General features: G+C 41.0%; 14 protein-coding genes. 11 read left to right on the top strand and 3 right to left on the bottom strand.

Going from position 1 to position 16,954, the window contains the following annotated elements; all coding sequences use genetic code 11:
- Positions 1-110 precede the first annotated feature (110 nt).
- On the bottom strand, positions 111-1,403 hold the full coding sequence (locus AC4HAO_RS07520; RefSeq protein WP_491135010.1) for an HD domain-containing protein: 1,293 nt from the start codon (positions 1,401-1,403) through the stop codon (positions 111-113).
- A gap of 76 nt (positions 1,404-1,479) precedes the next feature.
- On the opposite strand from AC4HAO_RS07520, the gene AC4HAO_RS07515 reads away from it, so the two are divergent.
- From AC4HAO_RS07515 to AC4HAO_RS07505, 3 genes are all read left to right on the top strand, one after another.
- Complete coding sequence (locus AC4HAO_RS07515) at positions 1,480-1,875, top strand: YwiB family protein (protein ID WP_491135009.1); 396 nt, start codon at positions 1,480-1,482, stop codon at positions 1,873-1,875.
- Between the two features lie 99 nt (positions 1,876-1,974).
- A complete protein-coding gene (locus tag AC4HAO_RS07510; protein ID WP_491135008.1) occupies positions 1,975-2,259 on the top strand; it encodes a PTS transporter subunit EIIB in 285 nt (94 codons plus the stop codon).
- A 331-nt stretch (positions 2,260-2,590) separates the two neighbouring features.
- A complete protein-coding gene (locus AC4HAO_RS07505; RefSeq protein WP_491093237.1) occupies positions 2,591-3,868 on the top strand; it encodes an SLC13 family permease in 1,278 nt (425 codons plus the stop codon).
- Positions 3,869-4,401: 533 nt separating this feature from the next.
- Here the strand turns inward: AC4HAO_RS07505 and AC4HAO_RS07500 are convergent.
- On the bottom strand, positions 4,402-6,177 hold the full coding sequence (locus AC4HAO_RS07500; protein WP_491093238.1) for a PrpR N-terminal domain-containing protein: 1,776 nt from the start codon (positions 6,175-6,177) through the stop codon (positions 4,402-4,404).
- Positions 6,178-6,515: 338 nt separating this feature from the next.
- On the opposite strand from AC4HAO_RS07500, the gene AC4HAO_RS07495 reads away from it, so the two are divergent.
- The 8 genes from AC4HAO_RS07495 (at position 6,516) to AC4HAO_RS07460 (ending at position 16,156) form a co-directional block, all read left to right on the top strand.
- The gene (locus AC4HAO_RS07495; RefSeq protein WP_491093239.1) at positions 6,516-7,796 is read left to right on the top strand and encodes a four-carbon acid sugar kinase family protein; all 1,281 of its coding nucleotides are present in this window, start codon (positions 6,516-6,518) and stop codon (positions 7,794-7,796) included.
- Positions 7,780-8,937, top strand: coding sequence for an iron-containing alcohol dehydrogenase (locus AC4HAO_RS07490; RefSeq protein WP_491135007.1), 1,158 nt, complete (start codon positions 7,780-7,782; stop codon positions 8,935-8,937). The genes AC4HAO_RS07495 and AC4HAO_RS07490 overlap by 17 nt, the downstream gene beginning before the upstream one ends.
- Positions 8,938-9,037: 100 nt before the next feature.
- Entirely contained in the window at positions 9,038-9,934 is an 897-nt protein-coding gene (dapA, locus tag AC4HAO_RS07485) for a 4-hydroxy-tetrahydrodipicolinate synthase (RefSeq protein ID WP_491135006.1), read from the top strand.
- Between the two features lie 279 nt (positions 9,935-10,213).
- Positions 10,214-11,242 carry a 4-hydroxythreonine-4-phosphate dehydrogenase PdxA gene (gene pdxA / locus AC4HAO_RS07480; protein WP_491135005.1) on the top strand — a complete coding sequence of 343 codons (1,029 nt, stop codon included), beginning with the start codon at positions 10,214-10,216 and terminating at the stop codon, positions 11,240-11,242.
- A gap of 15 nt (positions 11,243-11,257) precedes the next feature.
- Positions 11,258-11,713 (top strand): NanQ anomerase/TabA/YiaL family protein, encoded by a 456-nt coding sequence (locus AC4HAO_RS07475; RefSeq protein WP_447452002.1) that lies wholly within the window; start codon positions 11,258-11,260, stop codon positions 11,711-11,713.
- A gap of 16 nt (positions 11,714-11,729) precedes the next feature.
- Positions 11,730-12,902, top strand: a complete 1,173-nt coding sequence (locus AC4HAO_RS07470; protein ID WP_491135004.1) for a sialidase family protein — start codon at positions 11,730-11,732, stop codon at positions 12,900-12,902.
- Between the two features lie 197 nt (positions 12,903-13,099).
- Positions 13,100-15,784, top strand: coding sequence for a cation-translocating P-type ATPase (locus tag AC4HAO_RS07465; protein WP_491135003.1), 2,685 nt, complete (start codon positions 13,100-13,102; stop codon positions 15,782-15,784).
- A 243-nt stretch (positions 15,785-16,027) separates the two neighbouring features.
- Positions 16,028-16,156, top strand: a complete 129-nt coding sequence (locus AC4HAO_RS07460) for a hypothetical protein (RefSeq protein WP_491093263.1) — start codon at positions 16,028-16,030, stop codon at positions 16,154-16,156.
- 141 nt (positions 16,157-16,297) lie between these two features.
- On the opposite strand, the gene AC4HAO_RS07455 is transcribed toward AC4HAO_RS07460, so the two are convergent.
- Positions 16,298-16,936: an MBL fold metallo-hydrolase gene (locus AC4HAO_RS07455; protein WP_491135002.1), complete on the bottom strand. Its 639-nt coding sequence runs from the start codon at positions 16,934-16,936 to the stop codon at positions 16,298-16,300.
- Positions 16,937-16,954: the final 18 nt, after the last annotated feature.

Genomic DNA, 16,954 nt, shown 5'->3' with positions numbered 1-16,954 from the left:
CATGAGACGCTAAAAGTTTTGAAAATAGATAACAGAACTCTATAGGTAAGCACTTAGCACGAATTTTCTAGTGGTCTAACATCATTATAGGGGTGCTTCGGCTGAGTGTTCTACAGCAGATAATCATTTTTGGAATAGCTGAGAAATTGTTTTTTTTCTTCTTGAAAGAGATCATCTGTCTCCAGCATTTCAGCAGGAAAATAGAAGCGGTAATCACCGTGAATAGTCCCTGTCAATGACTTGACAAGGGCTGATTCTTGGCTGAGTTCCTTGAGGTTGTCATCCTTTTGCAGCAGTTCAATCTGTGTTCGAGGGCTTTCTTTCTCAGGTCGATAAATGTCGTAAGGAAGATCAAAATTTTTGTGCTCTGCCGTATAATACTCTGGATCATAGCCTATAGCGGCTACTAATTTTTTTAAATCTCGCAAGTCTGTTTGGCTATCTTCAGTTAAAATCAAGGATTTAAAGAGCTGGCGGTTAATAAAACGATTGGCCAAGTCGGCCAGAATAGCATCGTCTGCCTGTATCCAGGTTTGAAAGTAGGTATTCATCACACCGTCATCTAAGTGCAGATAATCCTGCAAGTTGTAATTGTTTTCAAAAAAAGGAATCAAGCAAGGAGAGGTCTGAATGAAGTAGGATCGTTGCTGAGGATAGAGTTCCTTAGCGCGTTTCAGCAGATTTTGAAGTAAGACCTCCATTGCCCGACTGGCAGGGTGAAAGTAGACCTGCATATACATTTGGTAACGGCTAACTAAATAGTCCTCAATGGCATGTGTCCCGTTGATTGTGAAGGCAATCCCTTTACCAAAAGGACGGATAACGCTGAGAATGCGGGTGAGGTCGAATTGACCGTAGCTCGCTCCGGTATAATAAGCATCGCGCAGCAGGTAATCCATACGATCGCAATCAAGTTGGCTGGAAATGAGCTGTTCCACCTGTTTATTAGGATAGGTATGGTTGATTACGCTAGCAACCTTATCAGGAAAATCGGGAGATATTCGGCGCAAGGCAGCATTGACCTGAGTAGCAGGATTGGTGATAATATTTTGGGTGATAGCCTCGTGGTCTGTACCAAAGAGGCGCTCAAAAGTATGAGAATAGGCACCGTGCCCCAAATCATGGAGGAGGGCTGCAACCATGGTCAACTGACTGTCTTCTTTGTTCCAGTCCTCAGGATAGCGCTGCTCAAAATAACTCACAAGGCGGTTTGCGATATGATAAACGCCCAAGCAATGTGAGAAACGGCTGTGCTCAGCACCGTGAAAGGTATAACTGGTTGTAGCTAGCTGCTTAATACGGCGTAGACGTTGAAATTCACTAGTATTAATAAGATCGTAAACAAGAGGATCTGTAACAGATATATAATTGTGAACAGGATCACGAAAAATTTTTTCTTTCATAAGTTTTAGTATAGCAAAAATTGCGAAATTAGGCTGAAATTGATAGAATATTAGAGCAAAAGACAGGAGAAAAACTATGCAAATCTACATTCATAACACCATCAGCATGGAGGAGGAGACAGAAATTATCAACGAGAGCCACAACTGTGAGTGGAAACAAAAAGGGAATTATGATTACCTAATTTATCACAATAGTGACGGTGAAAAAGTTGTCATCAAATTTAATGATAATGAATTAACCATGACCCGTTTTTCAGCTCCTAAGACAGTTATGCGTTTTGCACGTTCTCTACCCTCAACCGCCGTTTTTCCTACCCCTGTTGGAATGCAGTATTTTCAAATAGAGACTGGTAAGTTCATAGTTGATAGAGAGCAGCAAACTATTCAGATTAATTACCTACTAAAGTCCCCTGCCCCAGAGACTATGGCTATCCTTGCAAGCTATCACTTAAAAATTTTTTGGCGGCAATAGGATATTACTATTACACTGAAATAATATTTTAAGGATTAAGAGCTTTCAAATTTCAGTAATGGTGATACAATAGAGTAAAATAGTAAGGAGTTGATAATTTTGAATAACAGCCAGCTAGCAGACGATATTATAAAAAATGTTGGTGGTAAAGACAATATTAAAGATGTACGATACTGTACAACACGTTTACGGTTACGTTTAAAAAGAGTTAATAAAGCTAATGCCGACATGCTTAAGCAACTAGATGGGGTTGCTATGGCCCTTTATACGAACGGTCAGTATCAGCTTGTTATGTCTAATGTTAAAGAAGTCTATGATAGTATTGTTTCCACTGGTATCAAGGGTGTCGGACAGGTAGATACACAGGATGCTTGGAATAATTAGAATCAAGTTACCTGCAAACTCTATCAGAAAACAGATAAAAGGCTAAGGAATAATCTTGGCCTTTTTAGTTACCTTAATTTTTAAAATTCAAGAGCAGTATTCAATTATTTGCTAAGTCATTAATTTTCTATAAGCTCTTTTTTGTAGAATACAGTCCAACTCTAGGCTTGTTAAAATTTGGAACAAGCTGTAGGTTGTGCCAGACGAGATAATTTAAATTTGTTTCAAAAGAAAACATTTAAACTTTTTCTCTGCTTAACGAAAATTAAAAAAGGTATTACTATAGAACTTGTAAAACGCTTACACAAAACGTATTATCGGGGGTGTAAAAATGACAATACAAATGATTCTTGCTCTGGGCATTTTAGCCTTGATGATCATCATGATCATGTCTGACAAATTCGCTTTTGGAGCTCCTCCAGTTTTTGCCTGTTTACTTTTAGTTTTAACAGGTTTATCTACGGTTCAGGAGGCTTTTGCTGGTTTTATTAACTCAACTGTCATCATGATTGCTGGTTTCATGGTTGTGATGGCCGGTTTAATGAAAACCAATTTAATCGGACGTGTCCAATCGACAATTCTTAGCTTAGTTAGTAAGGGTGGCTACAAGAGCTATATCCTGCTACTTATAGTTGTCATGCTAGGAGCTAGTTTAATGGGAACAGGAGCAACTGGTTATTATGTTTTGATTCTTTCGCTAGTTTCAACAATTCCTTATAATAAGAAATTACCAACTTCTAAATTAATGATGCCTTTGGGATTTGCTACAAATCATCCCTTGCTTCCATTTAACGTGGCCTTGACATATGGTGTTACAGTAAGTGTTCTACAAGCTGCGGGGTACAATGAAACTTTATCAATGGGACGATTCGCACTTGCCAATTTCTTTCTCTCTATTGGCTTTTTAATATGGTCTGTGTTTGGTTATCGTTTCCTACCAGATCATTCTGTAACAGATACTGCTGAAAATGCCGTTGAGAGTAAGGAGCAGCAGCAAACAGAGCTGCCAACGTGGAAAGAGCGGGCCACTATTATTGCCTTCATTATCAGTGTTGTCGGCATGATGATGTTAAATTATTTGGGCGAAGCTGCCTATATTATTCCTGGTTTAGCAGGTGCCTTTCTCTTATTTATTGATGTACTGGATTTTAAAGAAGTGCGTGATAACATGGCCGGACCAATCGTTTTAATGACAGCTGGTGTTATTGGTGTTGCGGATGCACTGGCTAACTCAGGCTTCACAGCTATGATAGGTGATGTAGTTGCTGATGCTGTTGGAAAAAATATTAATCCTTTCTTGTTTATCCTTATTTTTGCTCTGTTGACAAGTACCTCAGCAACCTTTACAGGCTCAAATATGGGATCTGTCTACATCTTTGCTCCAATTGCTATCGCTTCAAGCATTAAGCTAGGAATTAATCCTGCGGCTGCGGCAACGGCGGTTGTTGTATCTGGTTGGAATGGTGGGTATATGCCAATTGATGGTATGCCTGCCATGATTCTTGGAATGGGTAAATATAAGTTACCGGAGTTCTGGAAATTCTCCGTTCCTATGTATTTTGTCCGAATTGTTGCCCTATGCATCGGTGCTATGGTTATGTTTCCATAATGAGAGTGGGCCAGAAATCAGTAAATCGTGGTAAAATCACGATTTTGATTTTCCTCGCTCTCTTATTTTAAGACTCAAGCCTCTGCCACTCTCCTATTTTTAAGTGGCAGGCTTTGGCAGTCTATCCCCAGACTGCCAAGCTCCACTGGAGCATTTTGCCCCTTGTTTTACAAGCTTTATTTCTCAATTAATAACCCACCTCCGCACAGCTCCAAAGGTCCGGGGGACCTTTGGAGGTTGGAGATAAGATGAACCGTGTTCATCACATAAGGTCCGGGGGACCTTTGGAGGTTAGAGATAAGATGAGCAAAGTTCATGGTATTAGATAACCTCCAATAGTTTTCCAAAAACCGTTGGAGCTATTACTTGCGTGGTTGTTAAACAGACTAGTGGACTGTTTAACGACCACGCCTGAAAATGGGGCTGTGCCCCAAGATAAGGATATCCAACACTGCGTCAATTTGGTAAATCTAGAACAATGCTAATGAATCTAGACTTTTATCCCAGGCTCTCTTACAGTTGTGACTGACCGATTAGTCAGTCTTGAGGTATCTCCAAAGGGTTGTTCGGCTAATTCCCAGCTGCGAAGCTGTCTTAGACTGATTATTATTATTCTTTTCCAAAAAATAATGGATAATTTCTTTATTGTAATCAAAAAGAGTTTTGTTTTCTGTTGGATTTATCAAACCAGTAATTGTTTCGTCAATACTTTGAACTCGCCTCTTTTCTTGATTCAGTAAATCATTAGTCAGATGTTCAGAAATATAATAACCTTCTGTACTGATCATCAGCTTTTTTATAACTTGTTCCAACTGTTTAAAATTTCTAGGCCAGTCATAATTTAATAATGCTTCCATTGCCCTAGGTTCAAAACCAATAACGTCCAGATGATATTCAATATTAATCTTATTAAGAAGTTGAGTGATAATAGCAGAAAGTTCGTGTTTTCTTTCTTTTATAGAAGGGGAGTAAATACTGCTACAGTCCAGCTGTGTCATAATACGGTCAAAAATTTTCTCCTGAGCATCAGCACTCTTAGTGTTATAGGTAAAGAGAAGATTATTTCGCTGGAGTAACTTAGTATATTCGATAAGAGTGAGTAATTTTTCTAAATTCGCAGAATCTATTTGTTCGATATCTTTAAATAAAATCGTATTATTTTTTTCTACCAGAGGGCCGTTGGTAGAATTAACTAAGTACTTCCAAGTTTTATCGTTTAATAATTTTGAATTGATAATAATTAAATTATGGTTACTGCTATGCCTGTTGAGGAAGGCCGTGTAAGCTAGGCTATCTTTAATAGTTCCTTTTTCACCAAAAATCATCATACTTTTATAATAGGAGGACAGCTGGTCAATCAGCTGGTAGGACTTCTCTTGTATAAAAGAGGTTGACAGTAGCTGTTCAGAAACAATCTGTTCAACATCGGCCTTATTAAGATAACTAATACCAAAACTATTTTTGAAAACTGGCGGTGTACTTCTTTTTATTTCACAGAAGATGATGCTTTCTCCCCTAATAGGAATTGAGCGTGTTCTTAGACTGTAAACATTATTTTGAAAGGTATGATAGAAGAGCTTGCCGTCGACCAAATCAGTTTTCCCACTTAAAAAATGTCGGATAGAAGATGCCAGATCGAAATCAATATTTGAAAATTCTACTTCCAAATTGTTATTTAAAATCAAAGCTTGAATAGTCTGGTTTTTGAAAAAAGTCTCTAATAAATGATTTTGTCTTTTTAAGTGGTAAGTCCCTTCCACTGTAGAAATAGCTTCCTGAAAGGCTTTCTTAATGCTCTCTGTTCCAGAAGTAACTAAAAGGGTGTTAAGAGATTTAGCGATGGCTGTTTTATTTGTAACGGCATCGCAGAGTACCATTTCGCAACCTTCCTTCTTTAACTGTTGCAGGACTTGTTCTGCTTGGGAAGCTTGCGTAATCGTAATGATTTTGATGTGGTATTGTAAGAGATTACAAATCAGGTGAGCTGTTTCGGTAATGCTGGAATATCCTACGATGGCCAAATGGTCGGTATAGTTTGAGGCTAACTTGATAGCACCCAAAATGTCGTAAAGGGAGATAGAAACATCAATAACCGGAACAGATACCGTCTGGTGAATCAAGTCAGCCGTTCCCCCACGGGAGATGATGGCATCGTAGTCATTGTAGGATAACTCTTGAACAACCTCTTGCCCTTTTTCCAAATCCGCAATGAAAACATCGATGGAGACCTCATCAAATTGTTCGCTTACAGATATCATAGCATTTTGTAATTCTTCATAAGGTGCAATTCCCAATAGTTTGAAAACCATAAGTATCCTCCTTTTTATGAGATATAAAGACATTGCTGCAGTTCGGTGGAATATGGCAATCAGCTCATAAAACTTGTTTAGCAAGTATTCATATTTTAGGATGAACCTCCCTTCTTAAAAAATCTAAAGATCCACCACTTATATCTCTTTTTCCTAGTTTTTTAGTTTAAGTTCAATTCCCTTGATTAGTTTCATATATAAACGATTTTATCTTACTTTGTTGAAAAAATCTTTTGAAACCCTAAAGGTGTTTCAAATTACAACATTAAAGGGTGAGTATTCACTTATATCAGATATCAAAGAGCGTTAGAATAAGACCAGATTGAGGAGGTGAGCAGATGCTCCAGTTATTGATTCTGGCTGATGATTTTACTGGTGCTTTAGATACAGCAGTTCAATTTTCAAATAAAGGTATTAATACCCTAGTGACAACTGCTCAAAAGGTTGATTATTCAGCCTTGGATGAGTCCTTGGAGGTATTAGTTATTGATACTGAAAGTCGTTACCTATCATTTGATGCTTCTTACCAAGTTCTGACAAAATTACTTACAGCGGCCAAAGGATGTGACAACCTCGCTATTTATAAAAAAGTTGATTCGGCTCTACGAGGTAATATCAGTAGTGAGATTAAGGCTTTGGTTGATACTTTTCCGCAAATGAAAATCCCCTTTATTCCAGCCTTTCCAGAAGTTGGACGAACAGTAAGAGAAGGCAAACTATACATTGATGGCCAGCCTGTAGCCGAGAGTATATTCGCAGCAGACCCTTACGAACCTGTGACAGAAAGTGATATTATCAAGCGACTGAGCAAGGAAGCAGGCTTAAGGGCTCAACTCGTAAGGAATGATAACCTTGATGAGATTCAGACTTCTCTCCTTTTATTTGACAGCGAAAGTGATACTGAACTGCAGCGGATTGCTGATTTACTGCAGGATAGTGGTCTTTTAAATATAACGGTCGGCTGCGCAGGTTTTGCTAAATTTCTAGCGTCTGCCCTTTTTCCTGAAAAAAGGAGCAATCCCAAAACTCCTATCCAGTATCCTTTGACTATCATCTGTGGCTCTGTTAATCCTATTAGCAAGGCTCAGATAGATTATGCAGAAGTAGAAGGATTTTATCGGGTCCCGTTAACACCACAGGAACTATTAGAAGAAGATTACTGGAAACAGCCGGCAGGTCAAGAGGCTCTAAAGGTACATTTGACTATGCAAGATAAAAATACTGACAAGCCAATTATTTTTGAAACTTTAAATAAGGAATCCCGCCACAATATTACCATTTACAGCCGAATACACCTGATTCCCCAAAAGGACATTCGCTTTAGAATTGGCCGATCGCTGGGCAATCTGACTAAACAGCTGCTTAGCCAAGATGTCAAACAAACCCTCTTGTTTGTTGGTGGGGACACCCTTTATCAATCTATGCAAGTTTTGCATGTTGAGGAAATAAAGCCTATCTGTGAGATTGATACAGGAGTCGTACTAGCCGAGATTATTTGGCAGGGAAATCCTATTCAGGTTATCACAAAATCGGGCGGGTTTGGAAAACCTGACTTGTTCGTTGCTGTTAATAGGTTAATTTCAAATAAGGAGGAAGCGCAAAATGTTAGTGGATTATAGTTTAAAAATGCCCAAAAATGTTTATGGAGGTGAGCATGCATTAGAGCAGATAGAAACTATTCTCTCAGACGACATTAAGAAGGTTGTCGTTTTTACTGATAAGGGTATTGTTGATGCTGGATTGTTAGATATTCCTAAAGCTGTTTTGGAGAAGGAAGGGATTGCTTACAGTCTTATTGTTGATATTCCGGCAGAACCTAATTATCATCAAGTACAAGAATTAGTTGATCGCTTTAAGCAGGAGCAAGCTGATTTCATTATAGCAGTTGGTGGCGGTTCGGTCATGGACGTAGCAAAACTGGCTTCTTTACTGGCAACAGATGATTACACAGTCAAGGATTTATTAGAGGATCCCTTGCTTGCGACGAAACAGGTCACCTCACTTTTGATACCGACAACAGCGGGGACGGGATCTGAGTCTACCCCGAACAGTATTGTTGGTGTACCCGAGCAAAATCTTAAAGTAGGAATTGTTAATCCTGATATGATTCCTGATTACGTCATTTTAGATGGACGCCTTATTAGGAATCTCCCTAAGCAGGTAGCCTCTGCTTCGGCCGTTGATGCTCTCTGCCATGCACTTGAATGTTTCACCTCTAAAAAAGCTAATCCTATCAGTGATAGCTTTGCCTTAGAAGCACTGGATTTAATTTATAACAATATCGTAGAAGCTTGTACTGATCCGGAAGCGATGGAAGCTAAGAATAAGCTGTTTTTAGGGGCTTTTTATGCTGGTGTAGCGATTACGTCTTCTGGGACAACAGGTATCCACGCGCTCTCTTACCCTTTGGGAGGAAAATACCATATTGCGCATGGAGTCTCAAATGCGATTTTACTGGTACCGGTCATGCGTTTTAATGAGCCAGAAGTAAAAGAGTATTTTGCTGCTGCCTATGATCGAATTGTGCACGATGGCGATCGCAGTCTATCTGTAACAGAAAAATCAACTTATATTTTGTCAGAATTGGAGCGTATTGTTAAGGTCCTTGAAATTCCAACTAGTCTTAAAGATTTTGGTGTTCCTGAGAGTGACTTGGAAGATCTTGTAAAAGCTAGTATGAAGGTTACTCGCCTTTTGGTTAATAACATTCGCGAAATCACTGCCGACGATGCTCGTGATATTTATAAACAAGTTCTATAGGAATAGCTAAATGGCTCTATTTCACCTAAGCTTTATAAAAAGCAGGCTATCTTAATTATTGATAATACATTAATAACTTTTAAAATAAAGGAGGCCAGATATGGTTGCTATTAAAGGAGTTATTTCACCGATTACGACACCGATGAATGCTGATGAAAGTATCAATTTTGAAGAACTTCGTATTCAAATTGATCGCTTGATTGATAATGGAATTCACGGTATTTTCGTTTTTGGAACTAACGGTGAAGGCTACATCTTATCAGAAGATGAAAAAATTGAAGTGATGAAAGTAGCGGTTGACCAAGTGGCTGGCCGAGTTCCTGTATACGCAGGAACGGGGTTGATTAGCACCAGAGATACTATTCGCCTATCCCAAAAGGCACAAGAAATAGGGGTTGATGCCCTGTCAATTATTACACCGTCTTTTGCTGCAGCCTCACAGGATGAACTTTATACCCATTACAAATCGGTGTCAGAAAGTGTTGATCTGCCAATCATTCTTTATAACATTCCTGCTCGTACGGGCAATGCGCTTGCGCCTGCAACGGTAGGTAAATTAAGCAAGCTTGCTAATATTGTCGGTGCTAAAGATTCTAGTGGTAATTTTGATAATATTCTGCAGTACATTGAACAGACTCGAGACAGTGATGATTTTGCTGTCCTATCTGGCAATGATTCTCTAATTCTTTGGACACTGATGGCTGGAGGTAGAGGAGGAATTGCTGGCTGTTCAAACGTTTATCCTTATACCATGGCACAGATTTATGAGCAGTTTGTTGCAGGTCATCTTGAAGAGGCCCGGCGCTATCAAGATTCTATCCGTTCTTTCCGCAATTGTTTTAAATTTGGCAACCCCAATACTATCGTTAAATACGCGGTTGCAGAACTAGGCTACCCTGTCGGGAAGTGCCGTGCCCCCTTCAATCAGCTGTCGGAGTCAGGTCTTTTAGCCCTTCGTCAGGTCCTTGCTGATAATCAAGAAAAAGGGATGAGGTAACTGAACATTCTAAGAAATTGAATTTATTTCACGCGGCTTATCTAGACAGTGAACATCATGGTTGCTGTCGCTTTTTATGGACTGTGTCCCTTAATAACTAAACACGCCTGCGCTCCTATGGGGTTCAGCAGTCAGGAAGAAGCTACTGAAATTTGGTGCTTAATCCTTGGTCGGGTTCCCTAAATTTTTTTAGCCCTCCATAGCTTCCTTAGTGAATCGTCATTCTGTTTTTTAAATTTCCTTGGAGCGCTTACTTAGTAGTTTATGTATAGGAGAAATATGATGAAAAAAATCATTGGTATTACGATGGGAGATCCTGCAGGCATTGGTCCTGAGATCTCTATTAAGGCTTTTAACAAATCTGAACTATATGAGCGCTGTCATCCCTTGCTTATCGGGGATCGCTCGCTTGTTGACTATTACCTAGAAAAACATCCAGAAGTGACTTTGACAATCAATAGTATTAAGCATCCAGCAGATGGCCGATATGAGTATGGTACCCTTGATATGATTGATTTAGGCCTTATTGATATAACTACATTTAAGATTGGGCAAGTTTCGACTGCTGGAGGAGATGCTGCTTTTCAATATGTAAAAAAGGTCATTGAGTTAGCCTTGGCCAAAGAAATTGATGCAACTGTTACCAATCCGCTCAATAAGGAAGCGATGAATGCAGCTGGACATCATTATGCTGGTCATACCGAAATCTATGCCGATTTAACAGGAACGGACAAGTATACCATGATGCTAGCAGATGGCAACCTTCGTGTCGTTCATGTATCAACACATGTGTCGCTGCGCGAAGCTTGTGACCGTGCGACTAAAGAACGCGTCTTAGATGTTATCCGAATTGCCGATCAGGCATGTAGAAATCTCGGCCTACAAAATCCTAGAGTAGCAGTAGCTGGACTGAATCCTCACTGTGGAGAAAATGGACTTTTTGGTCGTGAAGAAATAGAGCAGATTAATCCGGCTGTCGAAGCAGCTAAAGCTGAAGGGATTAATGTAGAAGGCAGTCTACCTGCCGATACTCTTTTCTCCAAAGCTAATGGCGGTATGTACGATATTGTTGTTGCCATGTATCATGATCAAGGACATATTCCTTTGAAACTTCTTGGTTTTGTTTACGATCAAGAAAAAGGCAACTGGCGGGCTGTTCAAGGGGTAAATATCACGCTTGGTTTGCCTATTATTCGTGCTTCTGTAGATCATGGAACGGCTTTTGACCAAGCAGGTAGTTGGAGTGCCAGTGAGATCAGCCTAGAAAATGCAATTGATTACGCTATCCGTCTAGCAGAAAATTCATAGAAAAAGGAGGCTGTCATGATTATCGATCGTATGGAGCGTTTGGAAAAATATGCTGCTGTTTTGCCTCACCTAACCCCAGCTCTAGAAGCGATGGAGACCTATAAAGATAGCTGGGAAACTGGTGTTCGTTATCCCTTTGATGGTGGGGTTGTTTTCTTTCAAAAGGGGAGTACAAAGCCCTTAGTGCAGGCACAGTTTGAATCTCATAAAAAATATATTGATGTTCAAATTATATTAGCTGGTGCTGAATATGCGGCTCTAGAAGACTTATCAAATTTGTCTGTTGCCATTCCCTATAATGATGAAAAAGATGTTGCTAAATATAGTGGTGAGACGCAGCACTACATGAAAATAAGTTCAGGTATGGCTTATGTTTGCTTTCCATGGGATGGGCATAAGGCTGTTTTTCATATGGAGGAGCCGTTAACATTCACAAAAGCTGTCATTAAGCTAGAAATAGATACGAATTAAGATTGGAGGCAATGGTATGGAGCTAACATTACCAAGTGTACGAGTTTCTGAACCCAACGGTGTAGTTTATCGAGATGAATTTCTAAATGTTGACTTTGGTTTAATCCCAAGAGGTGGCAAGGCAACAGCACACGCTCCAGCTTTAATTGAGACGCGCGATGGGGGGCTATTATGTGCTTGGTTTGCAGGTTCATTTGAAGGCAGCGGTGACATTTCCATTGCTGTTTCAAAACTTAATCCCAACAGCCAGATTTGGTCTGAAGCTACAATTGTTTCCAAGGGTAAAGACCGAAGCGAGCAAAACCCTGCCTTTTTCCGGGCACCAGATGGTCAAATCTGGCTAATCTATACTTCTCAGCTCAGCCGTCAGGAAGGTAAAGATAACATGCAGTTTACCTCTGTGATCATGGTTCAAAAATCAAGCGACGAAGGTCAGACATGGGGAGAGCCAGAGGTTCTTTTTCCAGAGGAAGGAACCTTCTCGCGTCAAGCCATTCAGATTTTGAGCAATGGCCGCTGGATTTTTGCCACTTGGCTGTGTGAGGATTCAGCGGAAGGCCTAACCAATGACCCTACAGAATTTCGTGTGTCTGATGATGCTGGACAAACTTGGACGCGGGTGCGGATGCCGGAAAGCAATGGTCGGGTACACGCTAATATCATTGAAGCAGAGCCAGGATATTTGCTGGCCTTCATGCGCAGCCGTTTTGCAGATAATATTTATATCAGTGAGTCTTACGATTTTGGTGATACATGGAGCGTACCACAAAGGACTGTTCTGCCTAACAATAATGCCAGTATCAGCGCTATTAAGCTCCAGTCGGGTGAGATTGCTCTGGCTTACAATGTTAATGCTACCCGTCATCCGGAATTTGGTAAGGTTGCTTGGCCGGGCCTTCGCAATCCAGTAGCAGTTTCCGTCTCAGAAGACCTTGGTAAAACTTGGCCTATCGGCCGTGTCTTTGAAGCAGCCGAAGGGTTCATTGGAGAGGAAAATAAAACTAATAACGCCCAATATGAATACCCTACTCTTTACCAAACTAAGGATGGCCTGCTTCATTTGGTCTACGCCTACAAAAATAGGCTTTGTATCAAATATGTGCGGTTTTCAGTTGCCGATCTATTTGGAGAAAAAAGAGAAACAGATGGTATCTATAATCCGACTTCGGGTCAAGGTATTGAGAAGTAGTTAAAGTTTTGCTATAATGATTAACATATCAAGGGAGTAGCAGACGATTCTAAGGAACAGGCTGGTTAGAATCGTGTCAGTGTCGTCATTACGAAAGAAATTTCCGGCACAGACTTAAACGGCGAGACTTGTTTTAAAAAACAGGTCTCTTTTATATTATTGATTATTATGAGAGAGACCAAAAGGAGTGAAAAAAATTGGCAAAAGAACAATTAAAAGCCCCCTACCATGTCCAGACAAGCGATGATGTTTTAAAAGAACTAGACAGTTCCAAAGAGGGACTGTCTAATAGTCAGGCGCAGCAGCGCTTGTCTGAGTATGGTCGTAATGAACTTGACGAAGGTGAAAAACGAGGCCTTTTGGCTAAATTCCTTGATCAGTTCAAGGATTTAATGATTATTATCCTCTTGATTGCAGCAGCTCTGTCTGTTATTACTGAAGGTATGCACGGCTTGACTGACGCCTTGATCATTTTAGCTGTTGTTATCCTCAACGCTGCTTTTGGTGTTTATCAAGAAGGTCAAGCGGAAGCCGCTATTGAAGCCCTCAAAGATATGTCCAGTCCTTTGGCGCGTGTCCGTCGTGATGGCCATATCGTTGAAATTGATTCTAAGGAACTGGTTCCAGGGGATATTGTGCTTTTAGAAGCGGGTGACGTTGTCCCTGCGGATATGCGTCTTCTGGAAGCAGCCTCACTAAAAATTGAGGAGGCGGCCTTGACAGGGGAATCTGTCCCTGTTGATAAAGACTTAGAAGCAGATGTTGCAGAGGATGCTGGTATTGGTGATCGTCTCAATATGGCCTATCAGAACTCTAATGTAACCTATGGCCGCGGTTTGGGTGTTGTCACAAATACTGGTATGTATACGGAAGTTGGGAAAATCGCCGATATGCTGGCAAATGCTGATGAAACAGAGACACCGCTCAAGCAAAGTCTCACACAGCTGTCCAAAGCCCTTACCTATCTTATTGTCGTCATTGCTATTATCACTTTTATCGTTGATGTCTTCTTTAGAAAAGAACCGCCGCTCAATAGCTTGATGACAGCAGTAGCCTTAGCAGTAGCAGCAATTCCAGAAGGACTGCCAGCTATCGTTACCATTGTTTTGTCCCTAGGGACAACAACTCTAGCTAAACGCAACTCAATTGTGCGTAAGCTGCCAGCCGTTGAAACATTGGGTTCCACTGAGATCATTGCCTCAGATAAAACGGGTACTCTGACCATGAATCAGATGACCGTTGAAAAGCTTTACACTAACGGCCAGCTTCAAAGTTCAGCAGCAGATATTGCAGCAGACAACAATACTTTGCGTATTATGAACTTTGCTAATGATACCAAGGTTGATCCAGCAGGCAAACTTATTGGCGATCCGACAGAAACCGCCCTTGTGCAGTTTGGTTTTGATCACAATTTTGATGTTCGCGACGTCTTAAATGCAGAGCCGCGTGTCGCAGAATTACCATTTGACTCAGAGCGCAAGCTCATGTCAACTATTCATAAGCAGGAAGATGGCCGTTATTTTGTGGCCGTTAAGGGGGCACCAGACCAGTTGCTCAAGCGTGTCACGCAAATTGAAGAAAACGGTACTGTTCGCCCAATTACCGATGCAGATAAGGAGGCTATCTTAACAACTAATAAAGAACTTGCAAAGCAAGCTCTGCGTGTTCTTATGATGGCCTACAAGTATGTATCTGAAGTGCCAACACTTGAGACAGAGATAGTAGAGGCTGACCTTGTTTTCTCAGGCTTGGTCGGCATGATTGACCCTGAGCGTCCAGAAGCAGCACAAGCAGTAGCAGTCGCCAAAGAAGCTGGTATCCGTCCAATTATGATTACGGGTGATCATCAGGATACGGCTGAAGCCATTGCCAAACGACTCGGAATTATCAATGAAAATGACCACGAGGACCATGTCTTTACTGGCGCTGAGTTGGATGAATTGTCTGATGAAGAATTCCAAAAAGTCTTCAAACAGTATTCTGTCTATGCACGTGTATCGCCAGAGCATAAAGTGCGCATTGTCAAAGCTTGGCAAAACGAAGGTAAGGTCGTTGCGATGACGGGTGACGGTGTTAATGATGCTCCTTCTCTCAAAACAGCAGATATCGGTATCGGTATGGGAATTACAGGTACAGAAGTGTCCAAAGGAGCATCAGATATGGTGCTGGCCGATGACAACTTCGCAACTATTATCGTTGCAGTTGAAGAAGGACGTAAGGTCTTCTCCAATATTCAGAAGTCTATCCAATATCTGCTCTCTGCCAACATGGCTGAAGTCTTTACGATCTTCTTTGCCACCCTCTTTGGCTGGGATGTATTGCAGCCGGTTCATCTTCTCTGGATTAACTTGGTAACAGATACTCTACCAGCTATCGCTCTTGGTGTTGAGCCTGCTGAGCCTGGTGTCATGACCCATAAACCGCGCGGCCGACAATCAAACTTCTTTGATGGTGGTGTGATGGGAGCCATTCTCTATCAGGGTGTCCTACAAACCCTCCTCGTTCTCGGTGTTTATGCCTGGGCCCTTATTTTCCCAGAGCATACAAGCAATCATGATATTCATGCAGATGCGCTTACTATGGCATTTGCTACTCTTGGCTTAATCCAGCTTGTCCATGCCTTTAACGTTAAGTCTGTCTACCAATCTCTCTTTACAGTTGGACCATTTAGGAATAAGACGTTCAACTGGGCTATCCCAGTAGCCTTCTTATTGCTGATGGTAACCATCGTTGTACCAGGATTCAATAAACTTTTCCACGTTTCCCACCTCAGCTTAACTCAGTGGTTGGCTGTAGTGACTGGCAGTCTGTTAATGATTGTTATCGTTGAAATTGTTAAAGCAGTTCAACGTATGACAGGGCAAGATAAGAAAGCTATATAATGTTTAGAAACACACCCATGACTAAGGCAGCTTCTTGGAGCTAAAGTTTGGGGGTGTTTTTTAATGCCCCAACTGAAATTTTTAATATCTAGCAAAGAAAATCAAGTCAGGTCGACATCTTAATAGGCTGAACCGTCCTGAGAAAACCCTACTTTAGAGCGCCACCTAGAAATTGGGGAAGCAGCATACTCCCTTAACGAACGGTAGTCCTAAGGATGATAAGGCAGCCTGCAAGCAGTTGCCATGGCAGAAAGCAAGAAATTAATTGACCACGCTTTAGAGTATTTTAATGGAATTTATTTGATTACACCTTTTTTACGCTATGATTTGCCCTTGGATTTGATTGACTATATTCAAGAAAGGAAATCCTAATGTACCAAGGACAGTGAGACTAGGAGAAATTAAAAACGAATGAGCCTGAAAGCCAATAGGCCATCGGATTCATTCGTTTTTGTCAGGGTTAAACTTCAATTTTGTAAGATTACCTTAAACCACTTTGTTTTATCTAATATTTTAGTCCTTAAAAAATGGATTGAAGGTTTTTTCATGGCCAATAGTGGTATCAAAGCCGTGGCCGGGATAAACTTGGTAGTGGTTAGGCAGCGTAAAGAGTTCTTTGCGGATGGAGTCAAGGAGCTGCTGGCGATTGCCAGTCGGAAGATCAGTCCGACCAATGCTTTCGCAGAAAAGGGCGTCGCCCGAAAAAACAACCTCATCAGTCTTGAAGATTAGTGAGACGCTGCCCCAAGAGTGGCCGGGTGTCGGGACAACCGAGAAGTTAAAACCATCTAAATCGTAGGAATGGTCGAATTGAAAGAATCGATCAGCTGGTCTGGCTGTAACATCTTCCATATCACCGTGTCGTGGCAGACCCGAGAGATTGTCTATAGGACTATCTAGCCAGTCGGCCTCCTCCTCAGAAATATAGACTGGTGGCTCCTGAAAGTGGACGCGTACGATATCTACGCTCATAATATGGTCGTAATGGGCATGGGTCAGGAGAATAGCACTCACTGGTTTAGCGATACTGGCCAATTTTGTGATAATCGCCTGGCTGTTACTACCGGGGTCAATTACTAGAACCGCCTGTTCATTTTCCAGAATATAGGTATTTTCAAGCGCAACATCATTAAGTACTTTATAAATTTCCATACCCTTAGTTTAACAAAT

Source organism: Streptococcus sp. ELY_137, assembly GCF_058314515.1.
The sequence above is the reverse complement of the archived record's forward strand: the minus strand, read 5'-3'. Positions and strand labels throughout refer to the sequence as shown.

Bases quoted from the DNA above. Each gene is read 5' to 3' on its own strand.
- pdxA (WP_491135005.1), top strand. From the start codon at position 10,214: ATGATGAAAAAAATCATTGGTATTACGATGGGAGATCCTGCAGGCATT.
- AC4HAO_RS07460 (WP_491093263.1), top strand. From the start codon at position 16,028: ATGGCAGAAAGCAAGAAATTAATTGACCACGCTTTAGAGTATTTTAAT.
- AC4HAO_RS07455 (WP_491135002.1), bottom strand. From the start codon at position 16,936: ATGGAAATTTATAAAGTACTTAATGATGTTGCGCTTGAAAATACCTAT.
- AC4HAO_RS07500 (WP_491093238.1), bottom strand. From the start codon at position 6,177: ATGGTTTTCAAACTATTGGGAATTGCACCTTATGAAGAATTACAAAAT.
- AC4HAO_RS07490 (WP_491135007.1), top strand. From the start codon at position 7,780: ATGTTAGTGGATTATAGTTTAAAAATGCCCAAAAATGTTTATGGAGGT.
- AC4HAO_RS07520 (WP_491135010.1), bottom strand. From the start codon at position 1,403: ATGAAAGAAAAAATTTTTCGTGATCCTGTTCACAATTATATATCTGTT.
- dapA (WP_491135006.1), top strand. From the start codon at position 9,038: ATGGTTGCTATTAAAGGAGTTATTTCACCGATTACGACACCGATGAAT.
- AC4HAO_RS07470 (WP_491135004.1), top strand. From the start codon at position 11,730: ATGGAGCTAACATTACCAAGTGTACGAGTTTCTGAACCCAACGGTGTA.
- AC4HAO_RS07475 (WP_447452002.1), top strand. From the start codon at position 11,258: ATGATTATCGATCGTATGGAGCGTTTGGAAAAATATGCTGCTGTTTTG.
- AC4HAO_RS07505 (WP_491093237.1), top strand. From the start codon at position 2,591: ATGACAATACAAATGATTCTTGCTCTGGGCATTTTAGCCTTGATGATC.
- AC4HAO_RS07515 (WP_491135009.1), top strand. From the start codon at position 1,480: ATGCAAATCTACATTCATAACACCATCAGCATGGAGGAGGAGACAGAA.
- AC4HAO_RS07495 (WP_491093239.1), top strand. From the start codon at position 6,516: ATGCTCCAGTTATTGATTCTGGCTGATGATTTTACTGGTGCTTTAGAT.